Genomic DNA, 13,309 nt, shown 5'->3' with positions numbered 1-13,309 from the left:
CAGTCTGTTAAATGTTTTAAAGGCGGTTGAGCTGCGTGCTTGACCGTCTGGGGATCACCCCCGGCTTCAGGAGTGACAATGACAATAAAACTGAACTGTGATCTTGGTGAAAGCTTCGGTGCCTGGCGCATGGGGCTGGATACAGCCGTGATGCCGCACATCGATCAGGCCAACGTGGCCTGTGGTTTTCATGCCGGCGATCCGCAGGTGATGCGCAAAACGCTGAATTTGGCACGAGAGCATCAGGTAACCGTCGGCGCCCATCCCGCTTATCCCGACCTGGTCGGTTTTGGTCGCCGCTCACTGAACTGCCATCCGGAAGAAGTGGTAGCGCTGATGCACTACCAGGTATCAGCACTGGATGGCATGGCGCGTGTGCAGGGGCTGGATGTGAGCTACGTGAAGCCCCACGGTGCGCTCTACAACGACATGATGGCCAACGCCGACGTTCGCCGCGCCGTGATGCAGTCCCTGGCAGAGTTTCACCGTCCCATGGCGCTGATGTTGCAGGCAACACCGGCGTACAAGCAGCACCGCGAAGAAGCCAAAGAGTGGGGCCTGGATCTGATCTTTGAAGCCTTTGCCGATCGCTGTTATGAAGATGACGGCCGTCTGCGTTCCCGCACCAAGGCTGGCGCCGTACTCAACCGTGAGCAGATGTTGAAACAGGTTGAACAGCTGCGCGCTGAAGGCACCATCAGCACCTTCGGCGGCCATACGCTGGAGCTGGAAGTGGATACGCTCTGCGTTCACGGGGACAACGAGGAGGGCGTGAATGCAATTCGCGAGATCCGGGAGGTTCTGCAGGGATGAGAGTGGAAGTCGCCGGCGAAAGCGCCCTGATCATCTACTTTGGCGAGCATGGCCAGCCCGGTGTTGCTGCGGCTGTGGCCAGTGCTGCCGAGCAGCTGCGCGAAGAGCTGGGCTACCGCTTGATCGATCTGGTGCCCTCTTATGCGTCCCTGTTGGTGCTCTATGATCCTTTCCGTACCGACCACCTGGAAGTGCGTCAGCTGATCGACCGTGTATTGCAGCGCATCGATGGTGGAGACGAGACTGAAGGGCGTCTGGTCACTTTGCCGGTGTACTACGGCACAGATGCCGGGCTGGATCTGGACTCACTGGCCGAGCGTGTCGGCCTCAGCGTGGAAGAAGTTGTTGCCCTGCATCAGGCCGGTGAGTACCGCGTCTATGCCATCGGCTTTGCACCGGGCTTTGCCTATCTGGGTGATGTAGATGAGCGCATTGCCTGCCCGCGACTGGCCACACCGCGTCAACGTGTACCTCGTGGTGCCGTGGGTATTGCCGACCGCCAGACCGCGATCTACCCCGCCGTGTCTCCGGGTGGCTGGAACCTGATCGGGCGCTGCCCGAAGCGCATGTTCGACCCAAATGCTGAACCGACCATGCCGGTTCAGGTGGGTGACCGGGTTCGCTTTGAATCGATTTCCCGTGATGAGTTCTTCGCTTTGGGAGGCAGTCTGGATGATGAATGAACAGGGCCTGTCCGGTCTGCGCGTTCGCCAGCCGGGCCTGATGACGTTGATCCAGGATGCCGGTCGTTTTGGCCAGCATCATTTGGGGCTCACTACGGGCGGGCCTCTGGATGCGGAAGCCTTCTACTGGGCCAACCGCCTGTGCAGCAACGAGCCGAGTGCAGCTGCGCTTGAGGTCAGTTTTGGTGGTTTGGTGCTGGAGGCGGAAGCCGACACGCTGATCGCCCTGACAGGTGCCGAGATGATCATGAAGATCAATGGCACCGAACAGGATAGCTGGCGCAGCCATGCCGTTGCCAAAGGTGACCTGATTGAGCTGGGCTATGCCACCTCCGGTTGTCGCGCCTATCTGGCAGTAGCGGGCGGGCTCAAGGTAGCACCTCAGTTTGGCAGTGCTGCAACCGTTGTTCGAGAGCGCATAGGTGGCCTTGAGGGCAGTAAGCTGGCGCCGGGCGACTTCCTCTGCTGCGACACTGGCACCTCGGCACCGACCTTGAGCCTGCCTGAGTCCGGTAGACCCGACTATGGCACCGACAAACCCTTGCGGGTGATCCTGGGTTATCAGCAGGACCATTTCGATGCCGTTCAGCAGGCACTGTTCTTCAGCAGCGAGTACAGCACCACCGAGCGCAGTGACCGCATGGGGTACCGTTTGGAAGGGCAGGAGATTCACGCCGATATCGACGGCATCCTTTCGGAAGGTATCTGTCTGGGTGCCATTCAGGTCCCTGCCGATGGCCAGCCGATCATCCTGCTGCACGACCGCCAAACCATCGGCGGCTACCCCAAGCTGGGCTCGGTATTCACACCGGATCTGGCACGCCTGGCGCAATTGACCCAAGGCGCCCAGGTACATTTTGAGCCCATTACCATTGATGATGCCCACAACCAGCTGTGGCTGGCGCGGGTACGCCGTGAACGCACTGAACTGGTGCCTTGCTGAGCGCAAACGGAGTTTCAAACCGATGAACCAACCCCTGACACAAAACAGTGTGCGCGACGCCGTCGCCCTGAGCCACCAGATTGAGTCCCTGCTGGTGCAGCGCAATCTGCGCGGCATGGCCCATGTTCGCGACTGCATGCTGCCGGGTTATTGCCTGCGGGCAGCCCTGATGCTGCAGCAGGCTTCAGACACCGTTCTGATCGGCACCGGCTTCCCCGTTGCCGGCACCTTCGAGACCGATGGCCCCGTTGGCGCCATCTCGCTTTACCAGGCACTGGACGCTACCGGCCGTAACCCGGTGCTGGTCTGTGGTGACCCGCTCGCCAGCGTGCTGGAGAAAGACTATCGCGTAGAGCGTCTGCCGCTGAATGAGCGTGACGCCAAGGTCCGCCTGCAGCAGGCGGATGACATCCTCGCCAAGCATCAGCCTTCGCTGGTGATCTCGATCGAGCGCCCAGGTCAGTCCGATGACACCGACTATTACAACATGCGTGGCGAATCCATCGGCCAGCACACCGCCAGCTTCGACGAAATCATGCATCAGGCCGGCTGCCCGACCATTGCCATCGGTGATGGCGGCAACGAGATCGGTATGGGCAACGTACGTCCGGCTTTGAAGAGCCTGGATATCAAGGCGGCGGTGACTCGCTGTAACGAGCTGGTGGTGGCTGATGTCTCCAATTGGGGCGGCCATGCGCTGGTGGCCTTGATGGGCTGGCTCAATGGCCAGGATCTGCTGGCTGAATTTGATAACACCGCGGTACTGACTTACCTGTCGGAGCGGGGCAGCGTGGATGGCGTGACACGCCTGAATGAGCTGACCGAAGACAGCCTGCCGGCCAGCGATGGTCAGGAATTGCTGCTGGCCCTGCGCCGCTTAACTGAATTTGCCTGAGGTAGCCTGAGGCTATCTGAGCAAGCGTTTTTAAAGATTAGTGGAGAACATACAATGAGCACTGTTTACCTGAATGGCGAATTCATGCCGATGGGCGAAGCCCGCATCTCACCGATGGACCGCGGCTTTCTGTTTGGTGACGGCATCTATGAAGTCATCCCGTCCTACGACGGCAAGCTGGTTGGCTTTGGTCCGCACATCGAGCGCATGAATCAGGGCATGGACCTGATCGGTATTAACTTCGGCTACTCCGAAGCCGATTGGCGTCAAGTCTGTGAAGCACTGATCGAGAAGAATGGTGCCGGCAACCTGGGTATCTACCTGCACGTGAGTCGTGGTACCGACAGCCGTCGTCACCATGCATACCCGGAAAACGTTGAACCGACCGTATATGCGTTTGCCTTCGAAATCCCGGCTGCACCGGTGGCGGATCGCGAAAAGGTGAAGCCGTACAAGGTGTCATCTACCGAAGACCTGCGCTGGCAGCGTTGCAACATCAAATCCACTGCGCTGCTGGGTAACGTTATGCACTTCCAGCAGGGCCATGCTGCGGGTCACAACGAGATCATCCTGTTCAACGCCAATAACGAAATGACCGAAGGCAGTGCCTGCAACGCCTACATCGTCAAGGATGGTGTTGTAATCACGCCGCCGCTGGACAACCAGATTCTGCCGGGTATCACCCGTCTGATGTTGCTCGACATCCTGCGCAAGGATGGCAGCATCAAGGTGGAAGAGCGTATCGTCACCATGGATGAAGTGCGCAATGCGGACGAGCTCTGGCTGACCAGCTCCAGCAAGGAAATTGCCCCGGTTACTGAGCTGGATGGCAAGCCTGTGGGTACGGGTGAAGTCGGTCCGGTATGGGAAAAAGCCCAGACCCTGTACACCGCGCAGAAGTACAACTACTAAGCACTGCTGTTAAGCAGTCGCTGAACACTGCCGGGGCTTCATGCCCCGGCATCTTCCCACCTTATTTCTGATACACCTCGGTCCGGTTACGGCCCTGCTTCTTGGCGCGATACAGCGCATGATCCGCATACTTCAGCACCTTGCCAGGCTCATCGGCCTGTTCGGGCCACTCTGCCACACCGATTGATACCGTAAGTGAACCCACCTCTGCGAATATGTTTGCTGCTACCGCTTTGCGCAGGCGCTCTGCCAGCTCGTGCGCCGATTGCAGGTGGGCGTTGGGCAGCAGAATCATGAACTCTTCGCCCCCCGTGCGGCACGCCAGATCTTCCTGACGGGTGCAGGACTTCAATATCTCGGCCAGGGACTTCAGGACCTCATCGCCACAGTCGTGGCCATAGGTGTCATTGACCTGCTTGAAATGGTCAATATCGATGGCCAGAACACTGAAAGGCACCTGCTTCTCCTGCAGGAGGGTCAGCGTCAGTTCACTGCCGCGGCGGTTGCTCAAACCGGTCAAGGGATCGGTTTCGGCATCGTTTTTCAGCTCACCGATGCGTGTATGCAGCAGATTAATGCCCAGCAGCATGGCGCGTTTAAGCTCCGCACTCTCGAAGTACCAGGAGCGCACGCGTTTAATACGATCGGGTGTGCAGGGTTTATCCAGTGACTGGGCGTTGTCAGCCAGCTGCCAGAGCGGTTTGGATACCAGACGCGCCAACCACCAGATCAGCAGTAGGGTGACCAGTGCCAGCGGCAGGGTATGGTAAATGACTGCATGCATCTGGCTGTTCAAGGGTGCCAGTGTCGCCTCCAATGGCCGCTGAGCGACGATCCCCCAGTTGGCGCTGCCGACAGGGGCAAAGCCTGCCAGCATCTCAATGCCCTGGCTGTTTTGCACCTGGGCCGAGCCTTCGTTACCGCTGATCACCTGTTCGATCACGGCATTGTCATGAACACGCTCACCCACGCGCTCGGCCTGTGGGTGGTAAAGCAGGCGGCGGTTTTGGTCCACCACGTACAGATAGGAGCCATCCTTGTAATAGTGTGTACCGAGCAGAGAGTTAAGGATGCTGCGCTCCTTGAGATAGATGGAGCCACCGATATAACCCAGGTATTCGCCGGTTTCTGCAAACAGCGGGTGAGAGATAAAGACCAGCAGGTTATTGGCAGCAGACAAATATGCCTCGCTGATCAAAGGCTTGCGCTTTTTCAGGGCTTCAAGTGCACCGGGAGACTGTAGGTGATGGCCAACGATCCGTAACGCCTCGGGTGAGGTGGCCAGAACTTCCCCCTCTGCACTCACAATTACGACCGAGTTGAAGCTTTCGGTCAGTCGGCGCAAGCGGTTGGCGATGGCTTGCACCTTATCCTGGTTATGCAGTTCTGGCACCAGCTCTTCGGCTGTCACAGCCAGTTGTTGCTGGGACGCCTGCAGAAAGTTTTCGGTGGATGTGGCCAGCTTGCGGGCGTATACCTGGTTACTATCCAGGCTCTGCTGTATCAGCAGCTTACGCTGTACCTGATAGCTGGCACTCAGGCTGTTGAGCAAGGTGATGGCAGCGGAGGAAAAAGCCAACAACAGAATCAGATGCTTCAGGTTGAACTGAAGAAAATTCTTGGCGAACACGCGCGTACGACTCCTGAACGGCTCCGGCTGAACCTCGTCACTCTACACCATGCTTGTTGGTGACAAGCATGGGGGAGTACGAGCAAACAAGCCAGTGTGGGGGCAAACTGTCAGGGTGACAGACGGTAATCAGCTAATGATGCCATCCTGCCCACGGAAAGCCATAGCTGTTGGTAAAGTTTGCCAGTTTACGCAGACAAGTGTGCGCGAATCAGTTCCAGAAACAGGTTGCGAGCCTTGTTGGGACGGGCCGACTTTTTCACGATGGCTACCAGATCCAGAGGATAGGCGCGTTTACCCGGTTGTAAGGCACGCAGCTCATCGGGTTTGGCATATTGCTGAACATAGTGCTCGGGCAGAAAACCCACATACTTGCCGGAGCGAATCATCGCCAGCCGGGTCTCGTAGTAATAGGCGGTGGCACGCGGGTCCATCTGCTCGATCATGTGGCTGGCATCCTTGTGCGGCTTGAGACCGGCCTGAATCAAGGCCTGGGCATCTACAACCTCATCCGTGATCGCGTCATCTGCTGCCGCGTAGAGTGGATGCAGGCGATGACAGTAGAGCTGGCAGGTATCGGAAAACAGGTGAATGTAGTCCAGCCCTTCCAGTTCGCGGTGCAGGGGGACAAAGCCGATCTCGGCTTCCTCGTTAATCACCTTTTGCTCGATGGTGCTCATGGCTGCCACATCCACGGTGATATACACATCCGGCGCCTGCTCGTGCAGCTGGTTGATCAACTTGGGCAGCTGCAGGCGGGCATCACCGCTGACCGTGTCGGAAAACAGCAGGCGCAGGTCGCCTGACAGGCTGGAGTTGAGGTTATTGACGGTGGCGCGAAACTCTTCCAGAGCGGCAAACAGGTTCTTGGCCTGATCGTAGATGATCTTGCCTTCTTCGGTCAGGGCAAAACCGCCTCGTCCACGGTGGCAGAGCACCAGGTTCAGACGTGATTCTAGGTTGGCAATATGGATGCTGATGGTGGAGCGGGTGATGTTGAGTTCGGTTTCGGCGGCGGAGAAACCGCCGCACTCGGCAACGGTGGTAAACACCTTCAGTTGCTTGATTTCGTAATCACCGACCTGGCCAAGCCAGAATTTGCGCGTTGCCATATGGGTTCCATCAACAGCATGAAGGTTACTCGGGCCGCCGCCCCTGAGCCTGTGGGGAGGTTGAACCTCAACTAACCCCTAGTTTAATCAAATTGCACTGAGGGGGACAGGAAGCCGCAAAGATGATCTTAGTTTGATGGTGATAAAACCCTGCTTTTAATCTTGCTGCTGTTTGCTGAGAACGCGCGGGCCTACACTGAGCATCACTTGTTAACACACCCGCTTGGTAGGTTTGCACTATGAAGAATTATCAAAGCATGGATCATTTCTGGATGCCGTTTACGGCGAACCGCGCCTTCAAAGAAGCCCCGCGTATTATTGAACGCGCCGAGGGCATGTGGCTGCACAATGACCAGGGTCGCCAGGTTCTAGATGCCACCGCTGGTCTCTGGTGTGTCAATGCCGGTCATGGTCGGAAGCAGATCGCCGAAGCCGTGTCAAAACAGATCCAGACGCTGGATTACAGTTCCCCGTTCAACCTGGGCCACGATATCGGTTTTGAATTTGCCGAGCGTCTGGTGAAACACAGCCCGGCGGGTCTGGACCGTGTCTTCTTCACCTGCTCCGGTTCCGAAGCGGTGGAAAGTGCGCTGAAAATCGCACTGGCGTACCAAAATGCCCGTGGCAAGGGCGGCAAGTACCGCTTTATCGGCCGCGAAAAAGCCTACCACGGTGTGAACTTCGGCGGCATCTCCGTCGGTGGCCTGACACCGAACCGCAAGGGCTTTGGCCCGTTGCTGCCGGTGGACCACCTGCCACACACTCTGGATGTCGAGCGCAATGCCTTCTCCAAGGGGCTGCCGGAGTTCGGTATCGAGCGTGCTGAAGCGCTGGAAAACCTGCTGGAATTCCACGGTGCCGACAGCATTGCCGCGGTGATTGTGGAGCCGATCAGCGGTGCCGGTGGTGTGATCCTGCCGCCGATGGGCTATCTGAAAAAACTGCGTGAAATCTGTACCCGTCACGACGTGCTGCTGATTTTTGATGAAGTTATCTGTGGCTGGGGCCGTTTGGGTGCGTCCTTCGGTGCGGTAAAATTTGATGTGCAGCCGGACATGATCACCTCGGCCAAGGGCATTACCAACGGCGTATTGCCGCTGGGGGCCGTGTTCGTCAAAGACGAGATCCACGACACTGTCGTGAATTCCGCGCCCGAAGGTCAGGTGGAGTTCTTCCACGGCTACACCTATTCGGCACACCCGGTTGCCTGTGCAGCGGGTCTGGCGACGCTGGATATCTATGAAGAGGAAGGCCTGCTGGAGCGCGGCTCCGGTGAAATCGGTGACTACTGGGAACAGGCGCTGCACTCGCTGAAGGGCATGCCGGGCATTATTGATGTGCGTAACTGTGGCCTGATCGGTGCAGTGCAGTTTGAAACCGACGATGGTTCCATTGTCGGACCGAAGATCATGCAGCGCTGCTACGAGTTGGGCATGTCCATCCGTGCGGTGGGCAACACCATTGCGCTGTCACCGCCGGTGATCATCGAGAAGGAACACATCGATCAAATCGTTGATATCTTTACTCAGATCTCCCGCGAGATGTTCCAGGCACAGTAACTCCTATCTCTCCCCTGGCAAGTCCATCTTGCCTTGGATATGACCGTGAAGGTCGACCCTTCCGGGTACCCTTTGGGTGCCCGGTTTTTTGCGTTGGCATGGCTGAACTATCAGCCGGCCAATCCCTGTTCCTGCAAAATTTGCTCGATGATCGGAATGGGGTTCATCATGTGCTCGAACATCATGGTTCGCACTTTAACGGAGTCTCGCGAGAGCAGGGCTTCCATCAATGCCTTGTGCTCTTCACGTTTGCCTTCCAGTGCGGCCGGTGAAAAGACCGTGCGGCGCAGCCAAAGCTGGCGATAACGCTCGGCCTGATCCAGCATGGTGGTGCGCAGCTCCATCAGTTTATTGGAACCGCAACCGCTGGCAATGGCGTTATGAAACGCTTTGTGACGGCTATCCCAAAGCGACAGCATCTGATCGGCGTTTTCCACCTCCTCTACCCGTGACAGCGTATGCGCGCTGGCAATGACTGAGGCTTCCCAGCTGTCGTCGCCTTTCTGGACTGCCAGTTCGGCGATCATGGCTTCCAGGCTGGCGCGGGCAAAATAGATGTCATGCAGCTCTTCGGTCGACATGGCGGCCACCCGAAAACCACGTTGGCTGGCGGCCGTTACCAGGTGCTCGGCGACTAGGCGTGACAGAGCCTCACGCATGGGGCCTGTACCTATCTCATAGCGTTCACGCAGATGACTCATCAACAGCTTGTCGCCGGGTTTGAAGGCGCCGCAGGTGATGTCGCGCTTGAGCTGGTCATAGGCAATGTCAGCAAGGTTGGTTTTCTCGGTCATGGCGTCCTGCACTCTTAAAGTCGGGGTCTGATTATATCGGCAGGTTACAACTGACAGCAAAAAACCATAATTTATTCAAAATAAAAAAATGTAGATATTTTTTGAAAATATTTTATTTATTGTTTATTGTTTACACATGTACTCAAGGTTCTGGTGTGGCGTAACTTGTATCTACACTCTGGCGAGCCTTGTTTTTGGAATTAATAAAACGAATAAAGAATCGAGGTAACCATGAACGCGATCACTCAACCGCTGAGCGCAGCCCCTCTGACCAGCCAAAGTTTCAGCCTGCAGCCAAGTAAGCAAAGTGAGCGGTTGCTGGAGCTAACATTCACTCAGGAAACGGTACAAGCGTTTCTGCAGCGCGTTGAGCACTGGCCGGTGCAGGCACTGGAGTACAAATCCATGCTGCGTTTCCGGGTGGCAGCGATCCTCAATGAGCTTTGCGATGATGAGCTCCAGCCGCTGCTGGTCAGTACGCTGGCAGACAGGGCCACCGGCGGATTGCTGATCACGCCGGAAGGACTGGACTGCGTGGAGCAGGCTGAAGACATGGTGAAGTTCACCACGGCGGTGGCGCACCTGTTCGGGCGCTCTAACTACGATGCCATGAGTGGTCAGTATTACGCTCGGTTCGTGGTACAGAACGACGACGACTCCGACAGCTACCTGCGCCAAGCCCATCGTGTGATGGAGCTGCACAATGACGGCACCTTTGTGGAACAGGACACGGACTATGTCTTGATGCTGAAAATTGATGAGCAGAGCATGGAGGGGGGCGATTCTCTGCTGCTGCACCTGGATGACTGGGCAGACCTGGAGCGCTTCTATACGGACCCCATGGCACACCGTGCCATGCGTTGGACGGCACCGCCGAGCAAAAAAACGGCCAAAGATGTATTCCACCCCGTGTTCGACACGGACCGCAGGGGCCGCCCGATTCTGTCCTATATCGATCAATTTGTGCAGCCTGCCAACTTTGAGGAAGGCAACTGGTTAACCGACCTGTCCGAGTCCCTGGAGAGCAGCGATGCGCGACTGTCCGTGCGCGTACCGGTTGGAAGCTTTCTGCTGATCAATAACCATTTCTGGCTCCATGGCCGCGACAAGTTTGTTGCCCATCAGGGCCTTCGCCGTGAGCTGATGCGCCAGCGCGGTTACTTCACGCATGCCAAAACGCTGCGCAACCCAAGGCAGTAACTCAATTCACCCATAGAACCCTTACCCGGGCCACTCTTGTGCAGAGTGGCCTTTCGCGATTCAGGCAGGAACAACCATGTACGATTTTATTATTCTGGGCGGCGGTATCGTCGGCATGTCCACGGCCATGCAGCTGCTGCAGCGCTTTCCCGACAAGAAACTGCTGGTGGTGGAGAAGGAAAGCGGCCCGGCCCGTCACCAGACCGGCCACAACTCGGGTGTGATTCATGCCGGTGTGTATTACACGCCGGGCAGTCTCAAGGCCAAATTCTGTCTGCAGGGTAATGTGGATACCAAGCGCTTCTGTGATGAAAACGGCATTGCCTATGATGAATGCGGCAAATTGCTGGTGGCAACCAATGCGCTGGAGATGGAGCGCATGCAGGCTTTATGGGAGCGAACGGCTGCCAATGGGCTGGAGCGCCACTGGCTCAGCGCGGAACAGCTTCGGGAGCTTGAGCCCAATATTACCGGCGTGGGCGGTATTCTGGTGCCCTCCAGCGGTATTGTGAATTATGCACAGGTCACCGAAGCCATGGCGCGCCAGGTGGAAGCCCAGGGCGGTGAGATTCGTTACGACACGGAAGTGACTGCGTTGCAGGAGGCGTCGAATGAGGTTGTAGTATCGACGACACAGGGGGACTTTAACGGTCGATACCTGATTACCTGTTCCGGGCTGATGGCCGACCGTGTGGTGCGTATGCTGGGTATGGAGCCCGGTTTCCAGATCTGCCCCTTCCGTGGCGAGTACTACCTGCTTCCCGAGCAGCATAATCAGATCGTCAAACATCTTATCTACCCGATTCCCGATCCGAACATGCCGTTTCTCGGCGTGCACCTGACCCGCATGATCGATGGCACCGTAACCGTGGGGCCTAATGCGGTACTGGCGTGGAAACGGGAGGGCTATCGCAAGAGCGATATTTCCCTGAAAGACAGCCTGGAAACCCTGGGCTATGCCGGTATCCGCAAGGTGCTCAGGGCCAACCTGAAACCGGGTCTGATCGAGCTCAAGAACTCAGTGTTCAAGGGGGGCTATCTGAAAGAGGTGCAGAAATACTGTCCTTCCATTATCAAGGCAGATCTCAAGCCCTATCCGGCCGGCGTACGCGCCCAGGCGGTATCACGGGATGGCAAACTGGTGGATGACTTCCTGTTCGTGCGCACCCAACGTACCATCAATGTCTGTAATGCACCGTCACCAGCGGCGACCTCGGCATTGCCGATCGGGCGCCATATTATTGCCGAAGCCTGCCAGCAGTTTGGACTTGAGCCGGTCGCGGCCTGATCTTTCATGCAGAGAAGCAGATCTTTAAGTATTCAGGTCTACTTGTAAAAGTGCATCGTAATTCCTAGCTGTAAATACTAGTCACTCAGCTTAGTAAGGCCGTGAGTAATCAAAGTGCATTCATCGAGGCATTTACTAACGGAAAAAAATGATTCTAGGGGCAGGCTGTTATATAGGTTTTACAGTCCTTGCCCCATTAATCATTAAGCTGCAAAAGTGATAGAAGGTACTCTTATCTAATTACGCCTTCGGCCTTAAGCTGATCGAGCCTGGAGTCTTGATTCGGCAGCAGTCGTTGCAGAACCTCTAATGTGTGCTCGCCCAATGCCGGGGGGGCTGTTTCGGCATTTAGAGCATGTCCATTGAAACGGATAGGGTTACTGACCAATGGCACTGACCCTGCTTCAGGGTGTTGGCGCTCAATGCGCATGCCTCTGTGACATATTTGAGGGTCTACGAACACCTGAGCCAGGTTGTTGATAGGGCCGCAGGGTACGCCAACTTTTTCCAGCTCATCCAGCCAGAAGGCAGAAGGGTGTTTTGCGATGCAGGCACTCAGCTGTGGAATGAGCTGCTCGCGGTTTTCAACACGGCTATTATTGGTAGCGTAGTCAGAATCACCAGCCAGCTCGGGTATGCCGGCAACCTCACAGAAACGCTGGAATTGCCTGTCATTGCCCACGGCCAGAATGATGTGTCCATCGGCGCTGGGAAACACCTGGTAGGGCACAATATTGGGGTGTGCATTTCCCATCCGCTCCGGGGAAATTCCGGTCGTCAGGTAGTTCATCGCCTGGTTGGCAAGAACGCCGACTTGTACATCCAGTAACGATAAATCAATCCAGGCTCCTTCGCCGGTTCTGTCACGCTGCAGCAGCGCGGACAGTATGGCTGTAGCCGCGTACATGCCTGTAAACAGATCGGTAATGGCTACGCCGACCTTGACCGGTTCGTTGCCGGGGACGCTTTCGGGTTGTCCGGTCAAACTCATCAAACCACCCATGCCTTGAAGCAGGAAGTCATAGCCTGCTCGCTCTGCATAGGGGCCATCCTGGCCAAACCCTGTAATAGAGCAGTAAATCAGGTCGGGTTTGACGGCTTTAAGACTCTCGTAATCAAGCCCGTAGCGGGAAAGTCCTCCTACTTTGAAGTTTTCAAGAACCACGTCTACCTGAGAGGCCAGTTCCCGGATCAGTTGTTGGCCCTCGGGGTGAGCAATGTCGATGGCAACCGATTCCTTGCCACGATTGGCACTCAGAAAGTAGGCCGCTTCTCGGGTATCTTTCAAATAGGGTGGACCCCAGCTGCGGGTATCGTCGCCACGCTTAGGGTGTTCCACCTTGATCACTTCAGCACCCAGATCAGCCAAGTGTTGGCTGCACCAGGGGCCTGCCAGAATACGGGACAAGTCCAGCACTCTGACACCTGCCAGGGGTTTATCCATAATACACCTCCAAAGCAGGCGGCTCGGAAGCCGCCG

12 protein-coding genes are annotated in these 13,309 nt (G+C 56.7%); 8 read left to right on the top strand and 4 right to left on the bottom strand.

Features of this window, described 5'->3' with window-relative positions; all coding sequences use genetic code 11:
• Positions 1-78 precede the first annotated feature (78 nt).
• Genes O3C79_RS15100 through O3C79_RS15080 form a run of 5 tightly spaced genes read left to right on the top strand, consistent with a single transcriptional unit; the run spans position 79 to position 4,246 of the window.
• On the top strand, positions 79-813 hold the full coding sequence (locus tag O3C79_RS15100; RefSeq protein ID WP_494383777.1) for a 5-oxoprolinase subunit PxpA: 735 nt from the start codon (positions 79-81) through the stop codon (positions 811-813).
• Positions 810-1,496 (top strand): 5-oxoprolinase subunit PxpB, encoded by a 687-nt coding sequence (gene pxpB, locus O3C79_RS15095; RefSeq protein ID WP_494383776.1) that lies wholly within the window; start codon positions 810-812, stop codon positions 1,494-1,496. The genes O3C79_RS15100 and pxpB overlap by 4 nt, the downstream gene beginning before the upstream one ends.
• Complete coding sequence (locus tag O3C79_RS15090) at positions 1,486-2,439, top strand: 5-oxoprolinase subunit C family protein (RefSeq protein WP_494383775.1); 954 nt, start codon at positions 1,486-1,488, stop codon at positions 2,437-2,439. Before pxpB ends, O3C79_RS15090 begins: the two co-directional genes overlap by 11 nt.
• Before the next feature lie 22 nt (positions 2,440-2,461).
• A complete protein-coding gene (locus O3C79_RS15085) occupies positions 2,462-3,334 on the top strand; it encodes a DUF4392 domain-containing protein (protein ID WP_417534555.1) in 873 nt (290 codons plus the stop codon).
• Between the two features lie 54 nt (positions 3,335-3,388).
• Positions 3,389-4,246: a D-amino acid aminotransferase gene (locus tag O3C79_RS15080; RefSeq protein ID WP_494383774.1), complete on the top strand. Its 858-nt coding sequence runs from the start codon at positions 3,389-3,391 to the stop codon at positions 4,244-4,246.
• 61 nt (positions 4,247-4,307) lie between these two features.
• On the opposite strand, the gene O3C79_RS15075 is transcribed toward O3C79_RS15080, so the two are convergent.
• Both O3C79_RS15075 and O3C79_RS15070 read right to left on the bottom strand, forming a co-directional pair.
• Positions 4,308-5,876: a sensor domain-containing diguanylate cyclase gene (locus O3C79_RS15075; protein ID WP_494383773.1), complete on the bottom strand. Its 1,569-nt coding sequence runs from the start codon at positions 5,874-5,876 to the stop codon at positions 4,308-4,310.
• 188 nt (positions 5,877-6,064) lie between these two features.
• Complete coding sequence (locus O3C79_RS15070; protein ID WP_494383772.1) at positions 6,065-6,988, bottom strand: LysR family transcriptional regulator; 924 nt, start codon at positions 6,986-6,988, stop codon at positions 6,065-6,067.
• 239 nt (positions 6,989-7,227) lie between these two features.
• Between O3C79_RS15070 and aptA the strand changes: the two genes are divergently transcribed.
• Positions 7,228-8,547: an omega-aminotransferase AptA gene (gene aptA / locus O3C79_RS15065; protein ID WP_494383771.1), complete on the top strand. Its 1,320-nt coding sequence runs from the start codon at positions 7,228-7,230 to the stop codon at positions 8,545-8,547.
• A 110-nt stretch (positions 8,548-8,657) separates the two neighbouring features.
• Here the strand turns inward: aptA and csiR are convergent, their stop codons facing one another.
• Positions 8,658-9,341, bottom strand: coding sequence for a DNA-binding transcriptional regulator CsiR (gene csiR / locus O3C79_RS15060; protein WP_494383770.1), 684 nt, complete (start codon positions 9,339-9,341; stop codon positions 8,658-8,660).
• 231 nt (positions 9,342-9,572) lie between these two features.
• Here csiR and glaH point away from each other — a divergent pair, with 231 nt between their 5' ends.
• Positions 9,573-10,541 carry a glutarate dioxygenase GlaH gene (gene glaH / locus O3C79_RS15055; RefSeq protein ID WP_494383769.1) on the top strand — a complete coding sequence of 323 codons (969 nt, stop codon included), beginning with the start codon at positions 9,573-9,575 and terminating at the stop codon, positions 10,539-10,541.
• 76 nt (positions 10,542-10,617) lie between these two features.
• The gene (gene lhgO, locus O3C79_RS15050) at positions 10,618-11,829 is read left to right on the top strand and encodes an L-2-hydroxyglutarate oxidase (RefSeq protein WP_494383768.1); all 1,212 of its coding nucleotides are present in this window, start codon (positions 10,618-10,620) and stop codon (positions 11,827-11,829) included.
• Between the two features lie 232 nt (positions 11,830-12,061).
• Here the strand turns inward: lhgO and O3C79_RS15045 are convergent, their stop codons facing one another.
• A complete protein-coding gene (locus O3C79_RS15045) occupies positions 12,062-13,273 on the bottom strand; it encodes a CaiB/BaiF CoA transferase family protein (RefSeq protein ID WP_494383767.1) in 1,212 nt (403 codons plus the stop codon).
• Between the last annotated feature and the right edge of the window lie 36 nt (positions 13,274-13,309).

The sequence above is a fragment of the Marinobacterium sp. NO-S09 genome (assembly GCF_059179545.1).
The sequence above is the reverse complement of the archived record's forward strand: the minus strand, read 5'-3'. Positions and strand labels throughout refer to the sequence as shown.